This is a genomic window from Gracilibacillus caseinilyticus (assembly GCF_022919115.1).
GTDB lineage: Bacteria > Bacillota > Bacilli > Bacillales > Amphibacillaceae > Gracilibacillus > Gracilibacillus caseinilyticus.
The window spans coordinates 2,894,816-2,918,677 of sequence record NZ_CP095072.1; the positions used below are offsets into that span (position 1 = coordinate 2,894,816).

General features: G+C 38.7%; 19 protein-coding genes and 1 other annotated feature. Of the genes, 11 read left to right on the top strand and 8 right to left on the bottom strand.

The genetic code is table 11. The annotated features are described in order from the left end of the window. The first annotated feature begins 181 nt into the window (after window positions 1-181). From murC to ytxJ, 4 genes are all read left to right on the top strand, one after another. Window positions 182-1,480, top strand: coding sequence for a UDP-N-acetylmuramate--L-alanine ligase (murC, locus tag MUN88_RS13600; RefSeq protein ID WP_244715912.1), 1,299 nt, complete (start codon window positions 182-184; stop codon window positions 1,478-1,480). Window positions 1,481-1,747: 267 nt separating this feature from the next. After that, a complete protein-coding gene (locus MUN88_RS13605) occupies window positions 1,748-2,209 on the top strand; it encodes a DUF948 domain-containing protein (protein ID WP_244715914.1) in 462 nt (153 codons plus the stop codon). Continuing rightward, entirely contained in the window at window positions 2,178-2,618 is a 441-nt protein-coding gene (locus tag MUN88_RS13610; RefSeq protein ID WP_244715916.1) for a YtxH domain-containing protein, read from the top strand. The genes MUN88_RS13605 and MUN88_RS13610 overlap by 32 nt, the downstream gene beginning before the upstream one ends. 69 nt (window positions 2,619-2,687) lie before the next feature. Beyond that, window positions 2,688-3,008, top strand: coding sequence for a bacillithiol system redox-active protein YtxJ (gene ytxJ / locus MUN88_RS13615; RefSeq protein ID WP_244715918.1), 321 nt, complete (start codon window positions 2,688-2,690; stop codon window positions 3,006-3,008). A gap of 418 nt (window positions 3,009-3,426) precedes the next feature. Here the strand turns inward: ytxJ and pilM are convergent, their stop codons facing one another. Beyond that, window positions 3,427-5,550 (bottom strand): pilus assembly protein PilM, encoded by a 2,124-nt coding sequence (gene pilM / locus MUN88_RS13620; RefSeq protein ID WP_244715920.1) that lies wholly within the window; start codon window positions 5,548-5,550, stop codon window positions 3,427-3,429. Window positions 5,551-5,700: 150 nt separating this feature from the next. Here pilM and MUN88_RS13625 point away from each other — a divergent pair, with 150 nt between their 5' ends. Further along, window positions 5,701-6,765 carry a bifunctional 3-deoxy-7-phosphoheptulonate synthase/chorismate mutase gene (locus MUN88_RS13625; RefSeq protein WP_244715922.1) on the top strand — a complete coding sequence of 355 codons (1,065 nt, stop codon included), beginning with the start codon at window positions 5,701-5,703 and terminating at the stop codon, window positions 6,763-6,765. A 683-nt stretch (window positions 6,766-7,448) separates the two neighbouring features. On the opposite strand, the gene mscL is transcribed toward MUN88_RS13625, so the two are convergent. Further along, the gene (mscL, locus tag MUN88_RS13630) at window positions 7,449-7,940 is read right to left on the bottom strand and encodes a large conductance mechanosensitive channel protein MscL (RefSeq protein WP_244715924.1); all 492 of its coding nucleotides are present in this window, start codon (window positions 7,938-7,940) and stop codon (window positions 7,449-7,451) included. Between the two features lie 478 nt (window positions 7,941-8,418). On the opposite strand from mscL, the gene ccpA reads away from it, so the two are divergent. From ccpA to motS, 3 genes are all read left to right on the top strand, one after another. After that, a complete protein-coding gene (gene ccpA, locus MUN88_RS13635; RefSeq protein ID WP_244715926.1) occupies window positions 8,419-9,420 on the top strand; it encodes a catabolite control protein A in 1,002 nt (333 codons plus the stop codon). An 81-nt stretch (window positions 9,421-9,501) separates the two neighbouring features. Then, on the top strand, window positions 9,502-10,326 hold the full coding sequence (gene motP / locus MUN88_RS13640) for a flagellar motor protein MotP (RefSeq protein ID WP_244715929.1): 825 nt from the start codon (window positions 9,502-9,504) through the stop codon (window positions 10,324-10,326). After that, window positions 10,316-11,089: a flagellar motor protein MotS gene (motS, locus tag MUN88_RS13645; protein ID WP_244715931.1), complete on the top strand. Its 774-nt coding sequence runs from the start codon at window positions 10,316-10,318 to the stop codon at window positions 11,087-11,089. Before motP ends, motS begins: the two co-directional genes overlap by 11 nt. Before the next feature lie 73 nt (window positions 11,090-11,162). On the opposite strand, the gene MUN88_RS13650 is transcribed toward motS, so the two are convergent. From MUN88_RS13650 to MUN88_RS13665, 4 genes are all read right to left on the bottom strand, one after another. After that, window positions 11,163-12,323, bottom strand: coding sequence for an acetoin utilization protein AcuC (locus tag MUN88_RS13650; RefSeq protein ID WP_244715933.1), 1,161 nt, complete (start codon window positions 12,321-12,323; stop codon window positions 11,163-11,165). Beyond that, window positions 12,313-12,963, bottom strand: a complete 651-nt coding sequence (locus MUN88_RS13655; protein WP_244715935.1) for a CBS and ACT domain-containing protein — start codon at window positions 12,961-12,963, stop codon at window positions 12,313-12,315. Before MUN88_RS13655 ends, MUN88_RS13650 begins: the two co-directional genes overlap by 11 nt. 11 nt (window positions 12,964-12,974) lie before the next feature. Then, window positions 12,975-13,595: a GNAT family N-acetyltransferase gene (locus MUN88_RS13660; protein ID WP_244715938.1), complete on the bottom strand. Its 621-nt coding sequence runs from the start codon at window positions 13,593-13,595 to the stop codon at window positions 12,975-12,977. 261 nt (window positions 13,596-13,856) lie between these two features. Next, window positions 13,857-16,838, bottom strand: a complete 2,982-nt coding sequence (locus MUN88_RS13665) for a transglycosylase domain-containing protein (RefSeq protein ID WP_244715941.1) — start codon at window positions 16,836-16,838, stop codon at window positions 13,857-13,859. Between the two features lie 127 nt (window positions 16,839-16,965). Further along, window positions 16,966-17,175: a binding site (T-box leader), on the top strand. Between the two features lie 44 nt (window positions 17,176-17,219). Here MUN88_RS13665 and tyrS point away from each other — a divergent pair. From tyrS to MUN88_RS13680, 3 genes are all read left to right on the top strand, one after another. Next, window positions 17,220-18,491 (top strand): tyrosine--tRNA ligase, encoded by a 1,272-nt coding sequence (gene tyrS, locus MUN88_RS13670; protein ID WP_244724530.1) that lies wholly within the window; start codon window positions 17,220-17,222, stop codon window positions 18,489-18,491. A gap of 632 nt (window positions 18,492-19,123) precedes the next feature. Further along, window positions 19,124-19,579 carry an SRPBCC family protein gene (locus MUN88_RS13675; protein ID WP_244715943.1) on the top strand — a complete coding sequence of 152 codons (456 nt, stop codon included), beginning with the start codon at window positions 19,124-19,126 and terminating at the stop codon, window positions 19,577-19,579. A gap of 118 nt (window positions 19,580-19,697) precedes the next feature. Beyond that, entirely contained in the window at window positions 19,698-21,125 is a 1,428-nt protein-coding gene (locus MUN88_RS13680) for an alanine/glycine:cation symporter family protein (RefSeq protein ID WP_244715945.1), read from the top strand. Between the two features lie 507 nt (window positions 21,126-21,632). Here MUN88_RS13680 and MUN88_RS13685 read toward each other — a convergent pair. After that, window positions 21,633-23,123: a sulfatase family protein gene (locus MUN88_RS13685; RefSeq protein ID WP_244715947.1), complete on the bottom strand. Its 1,491-nt coding sequence runs from the start codon at window positions 23,121-23,123 to the stop codon at window positions 21,633-21,635. 43 nt (window positions 23,124-23,166) lie between these two features. Next, window positions 23,167-23,862 (bottom strand): carboxylesterase family protein, encoded by a 696-nt coding sequence (locus MUN88_RS13690; RefSeq protein WP_244715949.1) that lies wholly within the window; start codon window positions 23,860-23,862, stop codon window positions 23,167-23,169.

A 23,862-nucleotide genomic window follows, 5' to 3' on the forward strand; every position in this document is an offset into this window, starting at 1 on the left:
AATTAAAACAAGTTAACAAACAATTGATGATAATGGAAAAAGTGATTGTGGTACACGATCCGTAAATTGTAAACAATGTTAAAGGATTTGTGTACCATCGGAAGTCAGACTTCTCGATTGCTTCTGAAGTGCAAGCGTAGCGAAAGTCTTACTTTATCTTTGATTTTGGAGGTTCTTTTTTATGGAAACTTACCATTTTATCGGAATCAAAGGAACTGGAATGAGTGCTCTGGCACAAATTCTAGTTGATTCTGGAATGAAAGTGCAAGGTTCAGATATTGAAAAATATATTTTTACTCAAGACGCGTTAGAACGGAAAAACATAAATATTATGCCTTTTTCGAAAGAAAATATACAAGAAGGTTTAACGATTATAGCAGGTAATGCTTTTAAAGATGACCATGAAGAAATTCAGAAAGCAAAAGAATTAGGTTTGCCATTTTACCGTTACCATGAATTTTTAGGAGAATGGATTAATCGTTATACAAGTATCGCAGTAACAGGAGCGCACGGCAAGACTTCAACGACAGGATTGCTGGCACATGTTTTGGATAAAAATAATCCGATCTCTTACTTGATTGGTGATGGTACTGGTAAAGGCTCAGAGGATAGTCAGTATTTCGTATTCGAGGCTTGTGAATATCGCAGGCACTTTCTAGCGTATCAACCTGACTATGCTATTATGACCAATATTGATTTTGATCATCCGGATTACTTTCATAGCATTGATGACGTTTTTGATTCCTTTCAGGAAATGGCAGACAAGGTGAAGAAGGGTATTGTAGCTTGTGGTGATGATGAGTATTTGCAAGCCATTCAAGCTAAAGTACCTGTGCTTTATTATGGACTGAATGATAGTAATGACTTCCATGCCAAAAATGTAAAGGTATCGGAAAAAGGGACCTGCTTTGATGTATTTGTACGGAACAATTTCTATGATACGTTTGAAATCAATGCATATGGAAATCATAATATTTTGAATGCATTATCAGTTATTACGATTTGTCATTATGAAGATTTCACAGCAGAACAAATAAAGGAAATTGTGTCTTTTCAAGGTGTGAAAAGAAGGTTTTCTGAGAAATCAGTACATGACCAAATTCTGATTGATGATTACGCACACCATCCAGTAGAGGTGGATGCCACAATTGAAGCGGCACATAAAAAATATCCTGACAAAGAAATTGTAGCGATATTTCAGCCGCACACCTATTCAAGAACGAAAACATTTCTGCATGAATTCAGTGAAGCGCTGTTGAAAGCTGACACCGTTTATTTATGCGATATTTTTGGTTCAGCAAGGGAATCTCAGGCAAACCTGACCATTCAAGATTTGCAAGACATTATCGAAAATAGTAAATTATTGGATATAGAAAATATTGATGTTTTGAAAGAGCATCAAAACAGTGTGCTCGTTTTCATGGGTGCTGGAGATATTCAAAAATATCAAGAGGCTTATGAAAAAACTTTTAAAAATTAAGAGGGATTCAACCGAACTTTGTAGAATGTATTATAAAGGAGGTTTGAATCCTTCTTTTTTACCTTTTTAAATGGTTAAGAGTATATAGCTGTGCCGGTGGGCTTTGTTTGCGCACAATTTGATTTTATTATAATGATAAAGTAATGTATTAGACAATTTTGGATACTTTTCGCGTGAATTTCTTGGAAATCTTGTTTAGAATATGGAATTAAGGGTATAACAAAACTATCAGTTTTTTTGCAATACATATAAAGGAGTGAAGTGCGCATGGAAATACTCTTATACTTAGCAGCAATTATAGCAGCAATAGCCTTCGCCGTTTTAGTTATCTATTTAGCGCAGGTTCTAAAGGAAGTAAAGCGTACAATGTCACATGTGGCAGATACCTTAGAAGGTTTAGAGAAACAAATGGAAGGTATCACAGTCGAGACCACCGCATTATTAAATAAGACTAATAAATTAGCGGAGGATATAAATGATAAAACTACTCGATTGAATACGTTAGTAGACGGTGTGAAAAACATTGGAGACAGTGTGAATGATTTTACGACTTCAATTAAAACCGTTTCACAATCTGTAAATAGAATTGCAGATGAAAATAAAGAAACAACAGCTCAAGCAATAAAGTGGAGCACTGTTGTAATGGAGTTATTTAATAAAAATAGAAATAAAAAAAAAGACAATGGAGGAATGAGAAATGACAAATCAACAAACACAAAACCAAAATGACAATGGTCAAAACATTAACAGTAAGGATTTTTTAATAGGTTCTTTAATCGGTGGAATTGTCGGAGCATCTTTAGCTTTAATTTTTGCTCCTAAATCAGGGAAAGAATTGAGAAGTGATCTTAATCATGGTGCCACATATGTAAAAGATCGCGCTAATGAATGGAAAGATGTTGCGTATGAAAAAGGAAATGAATGGGGGCACTATGCAAAAGAACAATCCCAAACATGGGGACAGACTCTTTCTGATAAGTCTCAGGATTTATCAACTAAATTAAAAGAAACAAAAGAAACCATCCAGGAGAAAATGACGAAAGACGAAGACCCTGAAAAAGCAGCAGAAGAGGTAGCACAAGCGATTGAAGAAGCTGCAGAGGCTGTAGAAGCTGAAAACAAAGAAACGAACGTATAAGGCATGAAATGGACTGTAGTAGCTACAGTCCATTTTACTATTCACACCACAATAGAAGGAGCATAATCAATGGATATCACTACTATTACTTCGCTAGAGGATTTTCAAAAAGTGACAGAAAACAATCATGATTTTGTTGTATTTAAGCATAGTTTGACCTGTCCAATTAGTGACGCTGCAAATCGTGAATTTGATCAGTACAGTCTGCAGGCAGATAAACCGCTGTATCGCTTATTTGTACAAGAGGCGAGAGAGCTTTCCAATTATATAGCGGATCACTATCAGATTAAACATGAATCACCACAAGTTATTTCTTTTACGAACCATGAGCCAACGTGGAATACCAGTCACTCAGCCATCACCGTCATTAACTTAAAAGAAAACATTTAAGAGACTGGAACAAGAGTATTTTAATCAAATTATAGCCGAACAAAACTACGAAATGTCTCCAACCGGCATTCGTGTTATGTTCGGCTTTTAGTTGTGCTAATGTTTAAGGAAAACACTTAATTCAATTTGCTTATTTCGCTAAGTGCTAAGCAAAGCTCCGGAAATATGCTCCGCGTCGTCGGCTTCAACTTTTTTAGAAAGCAAAGAGCACTTCTCTGCGGGATTTTCGGAAATGACTGCGCATGAGGGCGGAGGCCGCATATTTCCTACGCTTCAGTGAAGTGCTACAACGTTAGACACGGTTAATAGCTGTGGTTGGAAGGGAAAGTATCCTTACACAATAAGATTTTCAACATGGTCACCGCATAAAGCCTTTACTTATTGTAATTATTTCGCTGTTCCCTTAACTTCGGATTGATTACAGTATGATTTCTATTTGATCATTTGGTTGCAACTCCTCAAAAAAAGTTGCTGGATTTCCGTTGCGGATTAGCTCCACTCTTCCTTTTGCTTGAGATAGATCTAGCGAAATAAAACGGAAGATATCTTGAAAAATAAACGGGTCTGTTGATAATTTTTTTATTTGCAGCTTATCTTGATCGTGAATAACATCATCAAAGGCAAGCACTTCCCCATGTCGATATACGGATACTAACTCTTTTCGCAATGTTAGCGGCTTGTGATTATAGGTAATGATAAGCTCACGATAGGCTTGCACCTCTAATTTCGAGATAAGATCATCTACAGTAGGTTCTGATATCGAATATTCGATTAATTGATCACCATTTTTTAAAGTTTGATCCAGTCGTGCCTGCACGTTATTGAGCTGCAACGATTTGCTGAAATCCGCTAACACTAATTTCTGATCATCAACCCACACGGTGAAATCCTGATGAATGTTTTTATCTAATTGAAATTGCTGTAAGAAATCAGCTACCGTAATTTGAGAACGGTAAGCAATTTTATCTCCATCATTCAGTAAAGTGTCCATCTTTGCTGATCTGCCGTTAATTGTTAATGATGCATTTACTTGATAGGTGTTTTGATTGTAAAAGACTGTGATTGTATGTAGCTCACCGATGAATTCTCCTACTGTCATTAGTGCGTGCTTCCCATCATTTCCTTTTTCTATCAGCAGTGTATCACCATTATGGATGGTATCATCAACGTTCGCATTTTCACCATTTAATTGGATAGTTGGGGCTAGCCCAAATGTTCCTGGCAGTGTAACGGCTTTATCGTTGTATTCCACCATGGCAGCCATTCCGGGTTTTCCATATAATTTCTTAACATTAATTCCAGCGGCAAGCAGACAATCTGCAACCGTTAATGTTTTCATTTCAAACAGCCGTATAATACGATGATTGACAGTTACGCTAATGTAATGAACAGGATTTTGTTTGGCAGCAATCGCAATTCCAATTGGTGTAATAAATTCGGGACCAATCGGTAGGTTATCTTGTTTAGAAAGAAATGGTATGGCATCTACACCTCTGATTGCAACCCTGTTAGCCGGAAGATTTAGTTTAATGGCAAGTCGCTTGGCTAATTCTGGCGTTTGACTTCCACCTCCAACTAACATGACAGCTTTTGGCGGAGTCCCATTTAACTCAGTGATCTCTTCAGCAATCGATCCAGCAAGTGTATCGACAGCTGGTGCCACTTGTTCAATAAAATCAGGATACTCAATCGTTTGTTCAAATCCTAAAATATCTGAAACAGTTGCTTTCTTGTGTAGTGTAATCTCTTTCTTGAAATCCTCCGCTTGATTAAAATCTAATAAATATTGATCGCTAATAGCTTCTGTGATCTCATCACCAGCCTTCGGAACCATCCCATAAGCTGTAACGGTACCTTCTGACGTCAGTGCAATGTCACTAGTGCCAGCTCCTATATCTACGAGTGCAACATTTAATCTTCTCATGGAGGGAGGCATTAAGACATGAATGGCAGCGATCGGTTCTAATGTCAACGCTTCTAATTCTAAATCAGCACGTTGTAGTGCAGAGAGAAGGGACTCTACCACCACTTTTGGCAGAAATGTCGCAATGATTTCTACTTCTGCTTGTTCACCTTGTTGATCAATCAATGAACCTATTGTTTCTCCATCTAAGCTGTACTGGATTACGGAATAACCGACACAATAATAATCCATACTTGCATCTTCTTCTGTGGTAGCAAGTTGATATTGCGCTTTTTGAACTGCCTCCAATTCCAAAAAGAGGATATCCTCCTGATTCATTAAAGGCTGTTGTGTGATATCTTTAGCAGAAATGATTCTTTTCGTTTTTAATGCTCGACCCGCAGCAGCTACACAAACGCTATGCAATACGGTATTATGTTGGTTTTCTAAATGTAATTTGACCTGCTGAATCACTTTTGATACAGATACAATGTTATGTATTTGCCCATCTAACATCGAACGTTCCTGATGTTCCATCATATAATAATCAACTAATTTGTATTGGTCTTCATCTCTTTCCATTAAAAGACCGACGACTGATCTGGTACCGATATCAAGTGCGAAGAGTTGCTCATTCATTATTCTGTTATTCCTTTCTATTATGAAAAAATTATAAATATTCATTACTAAATGGTGACAATTCGACTTTTTTTAGCTATAATTATCCGTAATTCTATAGAAAGTATAACATTTTTTCTGGAATTTAAAATAGGACTAGGGGGATTTATAATGAGTAATGAGCAATTGGATCAGCTTCGCGAAAAGCTTGACCAGGTTAACTTAGAAATTCTTGAGTTAATTAACAAACGTGCTGAGCTAGTAAAAGAAACTGGCCAAGTAAAAGAAAAACAAGGTGCAAACCGAAGCTATGATCCTGTGCGTGAACGTGATATGTTAAATCTAATCACAAAGCACAATAATGGCCCGTTCGAAAATTCGACAATCGTTCACTTATTTAAAGAGATCTTCAAAGCAGGTCTTGAATTACAAGAAGATGACCATAGTAAGGCTTTGTTAGTATCTCGTAAGAAAAAACCAGAAGATACTGTAATTGATATAAATGGTGATAAATTCGGAGATGGTAACCAACACTTTATCTTTGGTCCATGTGCGGTGGAGAGTTATGAGCAGGTAGCTGAAGTTGCATCTGCTATTAAACAAGAGGGGCTTAAGTTAATCCGTGGTGGTGCATTTAAACCAAGAACATCTCCATATGATTTCCAAGGCTTAGGCTTTGAAGGCTTAGAAATCCTGAAGAAAGTTTCGGACGAATATGGTTTAGCAGTTGTCAGTGAAATTGTTAATCCTGCACATATAGAAGAAGCAGTTAATTATATCGATGTAATTCAAATCGGTGCTCGAAACATGCAGAACTTTGAATTGTTGAAAGCTGCTGGTGAAACGAATAAACCAGTATTACTAAAACGTGGTATGTCTGCGACCATTTCTGACTTCATTAATGCAGCGGAGTACATTAATTCAAAAGGTAACGGACAAATCATTCTTTGTGAACGAGGTATCCGTACCTATGAAAAAGCAACAAGAAACACATTAGATATTACGGCAGTGCCTATTCTAAAACAAGAAACACACTTGCCTGTTATGGTTGATGTGACACATTCTACCGGACGAAGGGATCTATTATTGCCGGCAGCAAAAGCAGCATTAGCAATTGGTGCAGATGGTGTCATGGCAGAAGTACACCCAGATCCAGCGGTAGCACTTTCTGACTCCGCTCAACAGATGGATATCCCAACATTCCATAACTTCATGAACGAACTATTAAACCAATAATCTAAAAAACTCCTGATCTTCAGGAGTTTTTTTACGTTAGGAAAATATGAAATTCTGGCGATGAAGAAGTTCAAGCTGGTAAAAAATTCAGGGTGTACTATGTATAAGAAAGAACTGTATATAATGTCAAGTACTATGGGAATAGCAGAAGTAAACCCCGATCAAGATGGACAAATGAAAGTTGGGGTCTGATAATATAAACTAGCTTTGTGCTTACTTTGAAACCTTTAACATGCTGGGAGACCGCTCCGGCCAACCACTTCCTGCGGGTACGGCTTCAGCTCGTACTGTCCCGCGGGAGTCTACGTGGTTGGCCTGCGCTTTGGACTTGTTCTACAACTAATGCTAGAGGTAGTATATGGAGTGGTATAAACGCGTGTTCATAGTACATCTAACAATTTATAATGCCTTGAACTACTGCTTTAAACTGTTCCAATCGTTGTAGAACTTCCTTTAGGCGCAGAAAATATGCGAAGACTCCCGTGGGATCAGTCGTGTGTGAAGACCCTACAGTGAGCGATTTTCCTCGCGAGGAGACTGAACCCGACCCCACAGGACGTGTAGCATATTTCCGGAGCTATGTTACGCATATACAACATTTCAAAATTACCATATTGTCATACAGTTTCACACTTTAAATATCCGTATTATAGGTAGTTTTATATGTTTACAAAGTAATTTTTTTATTTAATTCGTAATTTTGGTTTTCGTTTTTCCCAGTTAAGTCGTGATTCTTTTTGATCTGAGGAGCAATTGGGACAGATGAGCGCTCGGGAAGGGATGGGCATGCAGCAATACGGGCATTCTTTTTTTGTCATAGAATCCATTGGGTGCTGATGGGGTTTCTTCCAACGATTGATTTGCCTAACTACGATAAATACCGCAAAAAGTATAATGATAAAACGAACGACTGCTGTGAGAAACAATCCATAATTAATCGTAACTGCGCCTGCTTCTCTAGCAGCAGCGAGAGAGGAATAGACTCCGCCATTCAAGGTAATATATAAATCTTCAACATTTACTTTAGAATAGAATAGACCAATTGGCGGGAGCAAAATGTCTGTAACCAATGAGTCAATAAAGCCACTAAAGGCAGCTCCAAGTACCATCCCAACTCCCATGTCTATCGCACTTCCGCGGATGGCGAACTGACGAAATTCTTGTAACAAACCCATCTTGTCCACTCCTTTCTTCTTTTTCATCCTATGAATCAACAAGTGAAATATGTATGTCTATCATAAAATTCATAGGATTGTTTACAATAACGATTAGAAAAAAATGGATGTTTGAACATGCAGATGGAGGGAAGGGAAAGAAAGCTGCGATATATGATATCAGCAAGTTTCAGGATAAACACCAAAATGCTTGCTACTACAGCTTCATTTCTTGTATAGTATAGGGAATGGTTATGCTCTTAAAGCTAGAAATGAGCCATTAAGATAACGACAAGCATCATTTGCCAGCAGTTTTTGGAAAACGTTTCAGTTCATTTATGAAAAATTTTCATAAATGACATTAAATATTGTTAATTTTTGCACGAAATTTGTTATAATATCAGTGATATACATAAATAATGTAGATATCCAAACATTTATGCAGATATGTTTGTTATAGAGTAACTATATCGTTAATACAATAATGGAGGTTAGAACAATGAATGTAACAATTTATGATGTAGCTAGAGAAGCGAATGTCTCGATGGCTACTGTTTCACGAGTAGTGAATGGTAATCCGAACGTGAAACCAGCAACAAGAAAAAAGGTACTCAATACAATTGAGAGATTAGGATACAGACCAAATGCTGTCGCACGAGGACTAGCTAGTAAGAAAACTACTACAGTCGGTGTTATCATTCCGGATATCTCCAGCATTTTCTTTTCTGAGTTAGCAAGAGGTATTGATGACATTGCTACGATGTATAAATACAATATCATCTTAAGTAACTCGGATCAAAACAAAGAAAAAGAATTACGTCTGATCAATACAATGTTTGAAAAACAAGTAGACGGCTTAATTTACATGGGTGCAACCATTGGAGAAGATCATGTACAGCAGTTAAAAACATCACCAGTGCCTGTTGCACTTGCTGCAACGATTGATGCTACAGAAACGATTCCGTCTGTTAACATAGATTACGAACAAGCAGCATATGAAGCAACCTCTCTCTTAATTGAAAATGGTACAAAGCATCCTATTTACGTAACAGGTGCCGAGGATTCGGTAGTAAATGAAAGAAAATATGCAGGTTATGTAAAAGCAATTAAAGAAGCGAACAAAGAAGTGAATGAAGAATATGTGATCAAAGCAGAGTTCTCCTATGACTCAGGAGTAGATGCAGCTTCTAAAATTCTTGAAATTAATGATCATCCTAAAGCTGTCTTTGCAGCAACGGATGAGATTGCACTTGGTGTCATTCATGGTTTACAAGATAATGGCGTTAATGTTCCGGAAGATATGGAAGTGTTTGGTTTTGATAATACCAGATTAGCGACAATGGTTCGTCCGACTCTTTCTACAGTTGTTCAGCCAATGTATGATATTGGTGCGGTAGCGATGAGATTGTTGACAAAATTCATGAATAAAGAGACGGTTGAAGATCAAAATGTCGTATTACCACATCAAATTGTAAAAAGAAACTCAACAAAACAATCATAATGTCGATATAAAAACTAGGGTGCATGTTACACCCTAGTTTTATTAATTTATTAGAGCTTTTTCACTAGGGAGAGAAATCAAATGAGTAAAAAAGATATTTTAACTCCAATCGGCATTACGATAGGTTTTATCATGATTATGTTTGGAATAGTGAGCAGTGGTGGTGTTGGCGGTTTTGCGGGATTCATTCAAGGTTCATCGGTATTAATTGTTATTGGTGGGCTGGTAGCTGCATTGCTTGTTAATTTTAATATTGACCAAATTAAGACTACCAAGCATGTAATACAAGAAGCATTTAAACGCAATCAACATCAATTATCTGATTTAATAGAATTATTTGAGCGATTATCAGAAAGAGCACGTCGCGAAGGTTTATTAGCTTTAGAAAATGAATTAGAAGAAGTAGAAGACCCTTATATCCGCAAAGGTGTTTTGCTTGCTATCGATGGTATAGAGCCGGAGGTCATTACCGATATTATGAACGCAGAGGTTGATGCGATGGAAGATCGCCATTACCGTGGTCGCCTAATCATTGAAAAAGCAAGTGAATATGCACCAGCTTGGGGGATGGTAGGGACATTAATTGGGTTGATATTAATGTTGCAGAATCTAGAAGATCCCACAACTTTAGGACCGAGCATGGCTGTCGCATTATTGACCACATTTTATGGGTCTGTACTGGCTAATTTAGTTTTTATGCCGATGGCGGGGAAATTAGAAACAAAAACAAGTGAAGAAATATTTATGAAGCAAGTCATTATTGAAGGGGTTATAGGTGTTCAATCCGGTCAAAACCCTCGTATTTTAAAAGAAAAATTAAGTGCATTCTTGTCAGAAAAAGAAAAAAATAAAAAAGGCGCTGAAGTAGAAGGGGATTTTACGGAGGAGTCTTTTAATGAAGCGTAGAATCAAACGTCGTGAGAAAAAGGGTGCACCGAAATGGATGGTCACATATTCGGATATGGTGACATTAATTTTAGTTTTTTTCGTCTTGTTATTCTCCATGTCCCAAATAGATGTTGAAAAATTCAAGGCAATTGCAGAGGCATTTCGAAGTGAAACAATCTTCGAAGCAATGCCATCTGTAATCGAAAAGGAATTTCCTTCTGAGAATACAAAGGTAAACAGTGAAGAGTTCACGAAACCAGAAGAATTCGATTCAGAAACCAATCAAGCCGTTACAAACACAGAAGATGTACCTGATACGGATGAATTGGATGAATTACTTGCAGAAGTAGAAAGTTTTCTAAATAAGAATGACTTAAATAATGTCATTTCAGCAACGCGAACGAATCAAGGTGTCGTACTGGTATTACAAGAAAGTGTACTGTTTTTGTCTGGGGAAGCGGACATTTTAGACCCTGCCAAACCTTTCTTAAATAAAGTTAGCAAACTGCTTGCTAATATTCCTAATGAAGTAAGAGTGGAGGGACATACCGATAATCGACCAATTTCGAGTTATCGATATCCTTCTAACTGGGAATTGTCAGGTGCAAGAGCTAGCAGTGTTATCCGTTATATTCTTAATACTGGAGATTTTAATGAGTCACGCTTCATTGCAGCTGGATTTGGAGATACCAGACCTGTGGCAGCCAATGATAGTCCGGAAGGATGGAGCATCAATCGCAGGGTAGAAATTGTCATACTGGATTCAGAACAAGAAAATTAATACGTTTCTTTGAACATAGAACCTCATTTTATTCACCCAAATGCTAAAAATGAGAAAAAGAAAGGATGGGTGCTCATCCTTTCTTTTTATTTGTGATAAATTTCAAAACTTGTTGGTACATGATTTGATTTTGCTCGGAGATCTCGAGGCGTCTAGGAATTGCTTTGTATTGCTCACCTGAATCATGCCAGGAATTCGGTAAACGAACAGGGGATGATGGCTGCCAGTTATCAAGCCATTGCTGTGGAATAATTCCTTGAAAAATTTGATCCGTATTCATAATCTGCCATAATTGTGCCCACGCTCTTGGAACTACACGCCAAATATCATAGCCTCCGCCACCAAGTGCCACCCATTTTCCTCCTGTAAAACGATGCGCCAGGGAATGAATGATCTTCGGTATTTGCTCAAAAATATGTACTGTGCAATGGAGATGTGTTAAAGGATCTAAATAATGTGCATCAACACCGTGCTGGCTGACGATAATATCAGGTCGGAAATCCTCCGTAATGATTTCAATAGAAGTTCGAAACACTTCGAGAAAAGAATCATCCTCGGTAAAGGCATCAAGCGGAAAATTATAACACGAACCAAATCCCTGCTTGATTCCCCTCTCACTTGTCTTACCTGTTCCGGGATATAAATAACGTCCTGTTTCATGAAAGGAGACGGTACAGACATTTGGATCATCGTAGAAACAATGCTGTACACCATCACCATGATGAGCGTCGGTATCAATATATAAAACTTTTAATCCATATGTTTCTCGTAAGCCTTTAATTGCAACCGCAATATCATTAAAAATACAAAAACCCGAAGCACGAGAGGGGAAGCCATGGTGAAGTCCGCCTCCCAAATTAAGAGCGTGGACTGCTTTACCATCGGCTACCTGTTGGCAAGCTTCTACAGAACCAGCAACGGTCAATAAAGCGGCATCATACATTCCAGGAAAGCTCGGCGTGTCATTCGTACCGATGCCATACTTCTCCATGTTCACCGGCTCGGAACTGCTAGCTTTTTTGACTGCTTGAATGTAATCCTCTGAGTGGATGGTGTTTAATGTCGAACCAGCTATACGAGATGGCGATACCATTTGATCAGCAGACAAAGCGCCCTTTATCTCTAACAAGTCGATGGTAAGCAGTAATCTTCTCTGGTTGAATGGATGATCTTCATGAAATGAATATTGTTGATATTCGTCTGCGTAAATAAAAACTGTTCGATCAGTGCTCATGTTGATCCTCCCAATAAGGATATAGTACTTCATATTCACTCGATTCAAAATCTCGTACAACCATGATAGGATTCATTGTTTGAATACGGAATACCAACACTTTATAATTTTGCTGCTTCGGGTCAGGAAAGCTGTAAACGGATACAATTTTAATTTGCCGGATTGTAAAAAATTGACATACATCGGATAGAACACCAATCCGATCAGGTACTTTTATTTCTAACTGTGTACTTGGCGCGTGTGTACCAGTTAGTTGAATAAAAGCATAAAGAAAATCTTTTTCCGTGATCATACCTGTTAATTGCTTATTCTGAACTACTGGTAAACAAGCAAACTCTTTTTGGTAGAAGATGGAGGCTACTTCCTCAAAGAACTCATAAGGGTGAATCGTGACGACCGGATATGTCATAATCGCTGATATCGGCTTTTTTAGTAATTCTTTTTCAAATGATGGTTCAAGTATCGATGGACTGGCATCTCGAATATCACGATCTGATACGATGCCAATGACATGCCGCTCATTGTTTATTACTGGGATGTGGCGAATGTTATGTTCTTTCATTAGTTGTAAAGCGTGCAAAACAGTCGCTGATGAAGTTAACGTAATAACGTCTTCTTTCATAATATCTTTGACAAGCATGTACTCACTCCCTATTGAAGGAATCTTAATTTGTCGAAAATCTCAATATGTTCTTTAGGAACATTCTTTCCAATGCGGACCATTAAACAATTGGCTGGATGGGCCATGATTTCTGGTTCATTAGTAGGTGCAGGGTACAGATCACCGGCTTTCATCATCTTTTCCATAATCTTGCGGTAATCCCAAACACTTAATGTTGTATAATTTAAATCCCAATGCCAGTAATATTCAGTAGATAGAATGATATAATTCTCCATATGCTCATCTTTCATCGGTGTTTCTATTAAATGAGAACCTAATTTATTTCCCCTGTACGCAGGTGCAATTTCTATTGCTCCCAGCTCTAACATGTCTTGGTACGGGTATTTAGCCCATCTCTCAATCGGATCAGGATGCAGAAAGGTAACATACCCGATAATTTGATCTTGTACCGTAGCAATGAAAATCCTTGCTTCGGGCAATTCTGCAATTTCCTGTAATGCTTTCCATTGCTCAGGTGGTGGTCTGAAGGCGATCAGTTCGTGATGAAATTGTAAGTCAGCAATTTTAGTTTTTGAAACAGGACCTTCAATGTGAATAGGAGTATTGCGATTATATTTCTTGATGGATAGATAGTTTTTCGTATGTTTCACAAATGCGATCATCCTTTCAAGAGCCTATTTTTACCATTATAACGTAATATCCTGTATGTGAATAGTAAGAAGGAAGTAACAGGATTTTGTTGATTAGAAAAACTCGGCATTCGCCTCGTCTTTTAGTGAGTGTCGTAGTTTTTCTTATACTTGGTACACTCTAAATATTTACTACGTCGATCTTCTTCATTGCTAAAATTGTATACTCTGCTAACGTATAAAAAACTCCTATCACATTAATTAGTGATAGGAGTTTTTTACTTATTGGTTATCTTGATTGTTTTGTTCTGTGTCCTGTGCCTGATCATTTTGTTGTTCATTTTGATTATTTTCGTTCTGTTCCTGATTATTTTGCTCGGCTTCTTGCTCTTTATTATCGTTTTTCTTATTATCTTCTTTCTCTTTATTATCTTCTTTCTCTTTATTGTCTTCTTCTTTCTGCTCCGGCTTAGGTTCGGAGAAATCACCTTGCACGACGACATTACTTCCTGATGATTCCTGTCCGAAATAATCGACGGCACGAACCTGATAAACAGCTTTACTGCCCGGGATTGTGAACGAAGTCTCTATTGTGGAACCGATTCGTTTGAAATTTTTGTCGTCAGGGTTGTTTGCTCGGTAAATCCGGTAACCAACCACATCGGAACTCTTCGATTTGCTCCAGGATAATTTCTGATTATTTAATTTTAATCCACCTGGTGCATTTGGTGCTTTACCGTCATTCTTAACTTCTTGTTCATTAGGATATTTAATTTTTTCCCAAGCACCGCCTTTTCCAGCAGTTAACTGTTTGATATTGCTTAGCTCGGTATAGCCCATATCCTTTAACCAATCCGGATTAAAACTGAAGCCATTTCCGTCGGTAAATTCATCCGGTGATTTTTCACCTGCTAACACCACTTCGCCATCGATCGTTGCATAAGAATCCTGGATGAGACTATAGTCTTTCTTAGTTGGAACGAAATTAGCGTTATAAATATCTGTGTTAACTAATCCAAGTTCACTACATTCTTCAGAAGGCAGTAATCCTGATACAGCACAATACGAACGGGAAACAATACCACCAGGACTTTCAAATTTATTCGATGGCGCCATTAGATCAGGACGGATTTCGGTCGCTGCATTCACTAATTTCGCCCAGAATGTATTATTTCGACTACTGTATCCTTTGTCTAATTGTTGATTATAGTCATAGCCCATCCAGCTTCCTAACGTAACATTTGGATTTGTTGCGATAAACCAAGTGTCCTTGAAACCGTTGGAGGTACCTGTTTTTCCTGCCCAGTCCACGCTCTTATTTGTAAGATTAGCTCTACCTGCAGTACCAGTTCCGCGGGTTAATACATCGCGCATCATATCTAGCATTAAATAACTTGTTTGCGGACTGAAAACTTCGGTTTTTTCACTCTCATGCTGGTACAAGACTTCACCGTCTTTTGTTTCGATTTTTTCAATCATATAATCTTCTACGAAGGATCCCATATTACCGAATGTGGCATAGGCATTCGTGTTTTCCTCGACAGTTACACCGTTTGTGATCCCGCCTAGGACAACGGACAAATTGTGCTCATCTTTGTCTAGTAGTGATGAGAAGCCCATTTTAGATAGGAATTGATCCACAGGATTTTGATTAATAATTTGACTGTAAACATTCACTGCCGTTGCATTATGTGAACGGTATAATGCTTCTCGAACAGGAGTCAAACCGTAAAAACGTCCTGAATAGTTTCCAGGTGTATACGGTTTTGCTCCCGTTGGATAAGTTTTTTGTACATCTGCAATAACTGATCCAGGCTGGACAATTCCCCATTCCATCGCTGGTGCATACGCCACTAACGGTTTCATCGTACTACCGTTTTGTCTGTTGACCCTTGTGGCATGGTTTATTTGTGCAATATCAAAATCCCGGCCACCAACAAAACTGATAATTTTGCCTGTTCTGTTTTCAATTAATACACTTCCGGCCTGAACAGGCTGTTTACCCAGTTGTACCATTTCGCCAGTGTCTGGATCTTCTGTCATAATTGCTTCATTATCTTCATTACGAGCCAGTTTATCCTGTCCGTAATTATCATATTCAGCAGCTACCTTCTGAAAGGCATCATAGATTTCTTTATCAATAGTGGAATGGATTTTATAGCCGTTGCTGCTGATTTCTCTAGATGCTTTTATTTCGTATTCTTCTTTCAATGTTTCGCTGGAAGCTATTTCTTGCTGCGTGTAACCATCTTGTTCAGCGAGTACATATACTAATTTATCAATTGCCCGCTTTTGGATCTCTTCCATTAAATATGGGTATTTCTCCAATTGTGATTCTTCTGGTTGTTTGAAATCTGCTACAATGTCATATTCTAATGCTTTCTGGTACTCCTCCTGATTGATATAACCTGCTTCCAACATTCTGCTAAGTACGGATTTCATCCTGGTTAAGCCTGGTTCCAGCCCTTCTTCATTTTTTACACCACCACCATTAAGGAAAGGCGTGTAGTAAGACGGACTTTGCGGTAAACCAGCAATGAAAGCAGCCTGCGGAAGGTTTAATTCATCAGCATTTACGCCAAAAATACCATCAGCTGCGGTTTGAATTCCTGCAATGTTTTGCCCCGAAGAGTTACGACCGAATGGAACAATATTTAAATATGCTTCCAATATTTCATCTTTTTCAAAGAATAATTCCAAGCGCATCGCCAGCAACATTTCTTTTGCTTTCCGTTCGAAGGATACTTCGTTTGTTAAAATCTGATTTTTAATAATCTGTTGTGTTAATGTACTACCACCAGATTGCACGGAAGCATTCGTTACTTCTTGGAAAACCGCTCGTAACACAGCTTTTGGAACGATACCGTTGTGTGTTTCAAAATACTCATCTTCTGTCGCGATTACTGCATTTTGGACATATGTACTTACATGGTCCAGTGTGGTTTCATCACGGAGTATGTCTGCACTAACCTCTGACAGAAACACATCATTGGCAAAGTATAATTCAGATGTTTCTGCATAGTTGTAGATGGCACTCGCCATTTCTTCTTCACTTTGGACTTTTTCTTCATCCACCAGAGAAGCGAAATAACCAGCACCAAGTCCCGCAACAAAAAAGCCGCCAATCAGCCCAATTGCGATAAAAAATAATAGGATATTCCATATAATATGGTAACTGATTCTAGATGTACGCTGAATTACTTGTTTATTCCATAAATCCTTTAACGACTGCCATGTTTTTTGAAAAAATTCTTTTGCATTCATTCGTATATCCCCCTAAATATTCCACTATATATTATAGCACAGCCGTCAATCCAATTTACTTGAAAGTTGAAAAAATATTGCATTTTTCTTTTGTTTATGCTATTAATGTAATAACAATGAAACATTAGCAAAAATGATGATGGTTTGAAGTAGCAGTAGATTCCCTTTTTCAGCGAGCTGACGGTTGGTGTGAGTCAGTAGATAATCTGACTGTGAATTACGTTCCGGAGTTTCTTCATGATGAATGAAGACGGCAGGTCTCTGTCGTTAAGTCCTTAAGTGACAGTTCTAAAGGAGCTGTAACGAGGGTGGTACCGCGAATTAACTCGTCCCTTACTGGAGGGAGGAGTTTTTTTATTGTTAAAAAAAGGAGTAGATAGCATGCATATTTTAGACGAATTGGCTAAACGAGATTTAATTCAGCAAACAACAGATGATGAAGGATTGCGCAAGCATTTAGAGAATAACATTGTGACGCTGTACGCTGGCTTTGACCCGACAGCTGACAGCTTGCATATTGGCCATTTAGTACCGGTATTAATGCTAAAAAGATTCCAAAAAGCAGGTCACAGACCCATTGCTTTAATTGGTGGAGGTACTGGTCTTATTGGTGATCCAAGTGGTCGGTCAACCGAACGTTCTTTAAACAGTCCTGAAGTGGTAAAAGGTTTTAGTAATAAGATTAAAGAGCAGCTTACAGGTGTTCTGAATTTTGACCAAGGTGAAAACAGTGCAGTGGCCCGTAATAATCATGAATGGCTGTCGACGATGACGATCATTGAATTTTTGAGAGATATCGGGAAGCATTTCAGCATTAATTACATGCTGGCTAAAGATTCGGTGGAGTCAAGGTTGGAGAATGGTATTTCCTTTACTGAGTTCAGTTACATGATGTTACAATCGATCGACTTCTTGAATTTATACGAAAAAGAAAATTGTACGTTACAGCTTGGTGGTAGTGATCAATGGGGTAATATTACTGCGGGAATGGAATTAATTCGTCGCAAGCGTTTTGAGCAAAGCGAGGAAGAGGCAGAAGTATACGGATTGACTGTGCCGTTGATTACGAAAAGTGATGGTACGAAATTCGGTAAGACAGCAGGTGGAGCTGTATGGCTGGATCCGGAAAAAACAACACCGTACGAATTCTACCAGTTTTGGATTAATACCGATGATCGAGATGTCCTTCGTTTTATTAAATACTTCACCTTTATCGACTTTGATGAGATAGAAGCATTGGAGAAAGAGTTAGCTGAAGCACCTGAAAAGCGTATCCCACACAAACGTTTAGCAGAAGAAATGACTAAATTGATTCATGGCGAAGAAGCACTGAAACAGGCTCAGAAAATTACGGAAGCTCTATTTAGTGGAGAACTGAGCAGTTTAAATGCAGCAGAAATCGAACAAGGGTTTAAGGATGTGCCGTCTGTTACGATTGAAAATAAAGAGATAGCGTTAATTGAGCTCCTAGTTGAAGCAGGTATTTCTTCATCCAAGCGTCAGGCGCGTGAGGATATTAAAAATGGAGCGATTTACATCAACGGTATCCGTAACCAGGAATTAACCCATCAATTAACAGAACAGGATCGTATTGAAGATAAATTCACGATCATCAGACGAGGTAAAAAGAAATACTTCTTAATTCGCTTTTAAAGTAATTTAAAAAGGGTTCTGATCATTTAAGGATCAGAACCTTTTTTTGTTAAGTATGAAAAAATTTATCTTTCCTTAGAAAAACTAGCTATAATACGGATTATATATAGCATTGGGACCATTTTGATATAGTGTGTGTGCTGGGATATCGCTCCGGCCAACCACTTTGCGACCTGCTTCAGCACCTGCACGTCCCGCGGGAGTCTACGGAGATCACTGTAAAACATATTATGGAAATTAATTCTCCTACATAGATAGCTATAAACATGTTAAAAGTGGTTTCAATCTACCACTTTAATATGATATTTTGCATGAATTTTGGGATTCGATTTTCCTGTTGCAAATTTTTATGGACTTTTTCAGTGGCCTCGAGTCTACGTGGTTGGCCTACGTTATTGTTTCGCTCTACAACTAATGTAAGAGATAGCATTTTGAGTTTTATCCATACTTGATTAAATCATGTATAATGCCTAGTACAACTGCTTTTAGCTGTTCCAAAAATTGTAGCACTTCACTGAAGCGCAGGAAATATGCGGAGACTCCCGTGCCCCACAAGACGCAACCTGCTGTGAAGGTATTATGCATGATTTTTGTTCTTTGATCATATGAAATGATGAGGAGGGATTTATTTTATGCCGAGTGGAACACATTTTGTGCAGCTAGACTTACCGATCGGAAAAGTGTGGGATTTTGTCAGTGATTTCGAGAAATGGGCCGATTTAGTTCCTGGTTATATCGAGCATCGTGTGCAAGATGATTATCGCTCTGTCTGGAAATTTAAAGGCGAAGTAGCGAAAATCCACAAAACAATTACGCTCTATATTACTATTACCAAATGGGAAAAACCAAATTGTGTCAGCTTTTCTTTACAGGATAAAAGTAAAAACATTGTCGGTGAAGGATGTTTTAAGGCAAATGCTGAAGATGGAAAACATACAGATGTGACAGGAAGTTTGACGATCACAGCCAACGGTATCCTAGGACCAATGGTAAACGGCGTCATGAAAACATTCATTCCTAAAACAACCATTGAATTTACTGAAGAGGTAGCGAATCGAATGGTTGAAGAATCAGCTGTATCGAAGTAGCTACATATCCCTTATCCAGAAAAAGGATAAGGGATTTACTTGTTTTTTGATTCAAAATGTAATATATTGAACTTTTTGGGGTATATGTTTTGCAAAACGAAGAAAGGGGTTTATCAACATGAGTACTACTGAACAAATTGCCTCCAAAATTGTTGAATGGGGAAATTTAGTTTTATGGGATTACGTTCTGATTTATTTATTAATTGGAGCCGGATTATTTTTTACGTTACGTTCTAAATTCGTTCAGTTCCGATTATTCGGAGACATGTTTCGTGTTCTTTCAGAGGAAGCGGTTGAACAGAGTGGTAAAAAAGGTACCAATGCATTCCAGGCATTTAGTATTTCGATTGCATCAAGAGTTGGAACCGGTAACTTGGCAGGTGTCGCATTAGCTGTTGCACTTGGTGGTCCGGGCGCTGTATTTTGGATGTGGATAATTGCATTAGTAGGTATGGCAACAGCCTTTATCGAAAGTACGCTTGCACAGGTATACAAGGTGCCGGATAAAGACGGTTTTCGTGGCGGACCAGCTTATTATATGGAGAAAGCTTTGGGTCAAAAATGGATGGGGATTTTATTTTCCATCTTAATCACGTTTACATTCGGATTTATTTTTAATGCCGTTCAGGCGAACACAATATCTGCTGCTGTAGAAGAAGCATTTAACATCGATAAAGTGTGGACAGGTATTGTATTAGTGATTTTGGCAGGTATTATTATTTTTGGTGGCATTAAACGTATTGCAACTGTATCGGGAGTACTTGTGCCAATCATGGCTGTTATTTATATGGCTGTTGGTTTTTACGTTGTATTCACAAATATTACGGCGTTACCAGAGATTTTTATGCTAATCATCAAAAACGCTTTCGGATTAGAAGAAGTGTTTGGTGGGGGAGCGGGTGCCGCAATGATGTATGGTATTCGCCGAGGACTATTCTCTAATGAAGCCGGTATGGGTAGTGCGCCTAACGCAGCGGCTACAGCAGGCGTCAATCACCCGGTTAAGCAAGGTTTAGTTCAATCTCTGGCTGTATTTTTTGATACGATTGTCATTTGTAGTTTAACCGCGTTTATTATTATTCTGTACGATAATGTTGGTCAATCGTCAGCTGATGGTATCCAGTTAACACAAGTTGCTCTCAGTGCGCAAGTAGGGGAATGGGCATCGATCTTCCTGGCGCTTGTGATTTTCTTCTTTGCATTCAGTTCCGTGATCGGGAACTATTACTATGGTGAAACAAATGTGAGCTTTATGAATCCAAAAGGGGTATGGCTTAATGTTTACCGAGTAGTAGTACTAGCGATGGTTATGTTCGGATCACTTGCTTCGATTCAATTGGTATGGAATATGGCAGACTTATTCATGGCAATGATGGCAGTGGTTAACTTGATTGCTATTCTGTTATTAAGTAAAATTGCGTTCGATGTATTGCGCGATTACACGCAACAGAAAAAACAAGGCAAAGACCCGGTGTTCCACTATAAGAATGTAGAAGGATTAAAAAATGTTTCCTGGTGGGGAGCACAGGACGAAAAGCAAAAATAGAATATGAATGACACAACTTAACCGCAAGGACCAAATAATAGGAGTCCTTGCGGTTTTTGTATGAACATAAGTGAGAACCCGGGATTACCATCATTTCTAGCCACAGTTAGATGAAAATCATATAACGATATAAAGCTCATCGTTTCCCTGAAGTAAAGGTGCATTGTTATGAATCATGCCTTGTCATTTGTCCCTTTTCTCCAATATCCGGTCACTTATGGATTTATTTTCATTTATGAATTTTTTGTGTATATGGTGCAATAGATAGACAGCTCTTATCATCAAAGCTAACATTAGACTAATAGCAATGGATGGGAGATAAACGCTGATCCCTAAAATAATTAGCAGATAGCCTACGAATAAAATGAACAAAAATAACAAAAGGGTATACATTCCTGCACCTCCTTCTTCTATATCATTATAAAAGATAAGGGCAATCATTTCTACCTGCTTCGAGTACACAAAAAAGGGCATCCCATATGAGAATACCCTTACCTACTTCACGATTTAGTTGTCACTTTTAAGATATCCTTTTGAAGCAAGTTCATTCGCATATTTCTGCTCCAGCTGTTCAGCACCCTCTGCTCTTCCGGTTTTCCGTAAGTGGCTGAGGTAGCGGATTAAATCTTCGGTTTTGGCATGATACGGTCCGCCTTCTTTCATCACTGTCCACATCGGATCTGTATCGTACTTCATCGTGAACATCATATCATCATGCCATTGGTTCAGAAGGTAGACGGCATCTTTACATAAATCTCGACGTTCTTCAGCCAGGTTGTGTTGTTCATAAGGATCATTATCGAGATCAAACAGCATTTCCTTATCAAACAGGTGAAAGCCGTCGTGGTACGTGCGAATATATAGCCAGTTGTCAAAGCGGACACTTCGTTGACAGACATGGGCATTTTGGGAGAAGACCAAAAACGCTCGATCAGCGGAGCTACCGTTTCTCAGGACCGAAGCATAGCTTTGTCCGTCCCAGGTCGGGCGCTGTTCCTCTTCCAATAGATCTGCAATAGTGGGTAACAGGTCCAGATGATAATGAAGGCCATCATCAACATGATTTGCTTGTAAACCTGGCCATCGAATAATCATTGGTAAACGACAAGTCATTTGGTCAGCTGTACCATGTTCTGCATATATGCCAAGTTCGCCCAGGTTTTCACCATGATCTGCGGTTATGATAATCACCGTATCTTCTAAAATGTTCGCTTTATCCATTTGATTGAAAATTTCTCCTATATGGTCGTCCATATAACGTAATCCAGTATCATATCCATCGATCACTCTTCTTAGTCCTGCCATATCGGTAATCTCACCTGGATGACGAGGAAAGGATGGGTTATCATAGTTATCATACATATTGATTTCTCTGGCAGAATGTGGACCAATACTTTGTAAATGCTGCTTTAGTACATCTTCCGATAACCAAGCTGGAAGCGACTCATTTTCAAAGGGATTACCGTAATCTTCCGGTGCCCGGTATGGAGTATGAGGATCCCAATAATTTACATACAAAAACCAATCTTCCTCTCCACTATTACGTTCGAGCCAATCTAATACAATGGGAGTGATTTCTTCAGCCGACTCATCACCGGTTTTTCCCGTGTTATACATTTCGGTGAAGCCGGCATAAAATTGCCAGGAAGCATGTCGTTCTGCAAATGGACTGATAAGTGCTGTTTTCATACCGTTACGGCGGAAAATAGTTGGAAAACTATCAGATTTTAATCGGTCGTGAAACTCTCGCTCTTTACCTTCTATCCTCATATCTCCGGCAGTGCCGCCATGACCGATATTTCCAGTATGGATACCGAATTGGCCGGTCATAAGCGCGTTTCTGGATGGTGCACAAGGTGCGTCTGTTGTGTAATAATTCGTAAAGCGTACTCCTTCATTGGCAATACGGTCGATATTCGGTGTTGTCTCACGATGATATCCGTAACATCCTAAATGATCAGCTCTCGTAGAATCTAAATCTAACAATAATACACGCATGATTTGCCTCCATTTCAATGAATGTATTCGTTCACATTTTGATCTATGTGTTATATAACCACCAGTAAAGTTCTTTCGTTTCATATGCCGCAACCCACGAATCATGTCCTACCTCCGGATAAACGGTGAGTTGAACATTGGCACCAAGTTGTTGAAGATTAGTCACGATCTGTTTCGTTTCATCAATCGGAACCACTTCATCCAGGGCGCCGTGAAATGCCCAAATCGGCAAATGCTTTAGTTTGACTAATGCATGCTGCACCTGCTCTTCTGAATAAATCTCATGAAATGACCCTTTTCGGTGAGTGGGAAGGGTGATGGAACCACATACAGGTGCCATAGCGTGAAAAAGGTCAGGGTATTGCAGTGCCAAATTCCAGGCTCCGATTCCTCCCATACTCATGCCTGTTAAGCAGATGCTGTTGACATCAATCTCATATTCGTTTGTAATAAAATCTATGAACAGCTTCAAATCTGTTAGATGCTCTGTCCAGTAAGAATCCTGCGGACATTGAGGTGACACTGTCACAAATGGGAAGTCGTGAAAATCCTTTTGATCTAAAAGTTTTGGCAGTCCATGTTGCTTCAGTAACGCCAAATCATAACCACGTTCGCCCGCACCGTGTAAAAAAAGCAATAGCGGATATTTACACGGTCCTTCCAATATATATCGATCTGGTACATGGACGAGATAGGGGAGAGGGGTGGAACCACCGGTAAATATCATTTCTTTTTGCAA

What these genes read in the sequence shown, in the direction of transcription:
- tyrS (WP_244724530.1), top strand. Translation starts at nt 17,220, where the DNA reads ATGCATATTTTAGACGAATTGGCTAAACGAGATTTAATTCAGCAAACA.
- MUN88_RS13605 (WP_244715914.1), top strand. Translation starts at nt 1,748, where the DNA reads ATGGAAATACTCTTATACTTAGCAGCAATTATAGCAGCAATAGCCTTC.
- MUN88_RS13675 (WP_244715943.1), top strand. Translation starts at nt 19,124, where the DNA reads ATGCCGAGTGGAACACATTTTGTGCAGCTAGACTTACCGATCGGAAAA.
- MUN88_RS13655 (WP_244715935.1), bottom strand. Translation starts at nt 12,963, where the DNA reads ATGCTTGTCAAAGATATTATGAAAGAAGACGTTATTACGTTAACTTCA.
- ccpA (WP_244715926.1), top strand. Translation starts at nt 8,419, where the DNA reads ATGAATGTAACAATTTATGATGTAGCTAGAGAAGCGAATGTCTCGATG.
- MUN88_RS13665 (WP_244715941.1), bottom strand. Translation starts at nt 16,838, where the DNA reads ATGAATGCAAAAGAATTTTTTCAAAAAACATGGCAGTCGTTAAAGGAT.
- MUN88_RS13610 (WP_244715916.1), top strand. Translation starts at nt 2,178, where the DNA reads ATGACAAATCAACAAACACAAAACCAAAATGACAATGGTCAAAACATT.
- motP (WP_244715929.1), top strand. Translation starts at nt 9,502, where the DNA reads ATGAGTAAAAAAGATATTTTAACTCCAATCGGCATTACGATAGGTTTT.
- ytxJ (WP_244715918.1), top strand. Translation starts at nt 2,688, where the DNA reads ATGGATATCACTACTATTACTTCGCTAGAGGATTTTCAAAAAGTGACA.
- MUN88_RS13625 (WP_244715922.1), top strand. Translation starts at nt 5,701, where the DNA reads ATGAGTAATGAGCAATTGGATCAGCTTCGCGAAAAGCTTGACCAGGTT.
- motS (WP_244715931.1), top strand. Translation starts at nt 10,316, where the DNA reads ATGAAGCGTAGAATCAAACGTCGTGAGAAAAAGGGTGCACCGAAATGG.
- MUN88_RS13680 (WP_244715945.1), top strand. Translation starts at nt 19,698, where the DNA reads ATGAGTACTACTGAACAAATTGCCTCCAAAATTGTTGAATGGGGAAAT.
- pilM (WP_244715920.1), bottom strand. Translation starts at nt 5,550, where the DNA reads ATGAATGAGCAACTCTTCGCACTTGATATCGGTACCAGATCAGTCGTC.
- murC (WP_244715912.1), top strand. Translation starts at nt 182, where the DNA reads ATGGAAACTTACCATTTTATCGGAATCAAAGGAACTGGAATGAGTGCT.
- MUN88_RS13685 (WP_244715947.1), bottom strand. Translation starts at nt 23,123, where the DNA reads ATGCGTGTATTATTGTTAGATTTAGATTCTACGAGAGCTGATCATTTA.
- MUN88_RS13650 (WP_244715933.1), bottom strand. Translation starts at nt 12,323, where the DNA reads ATGAGCACTGATCGAACAGTTTTTATTTACGCAGACGAATATCAACAA.
- mscL (WP_244715924.1), bottom strand. Translation starts at nt 7,940, where the DNA reads ATGGGTTTGTTACAAGAATTTCGTCAGTTCGCCATCCGCGGAAGTGCG.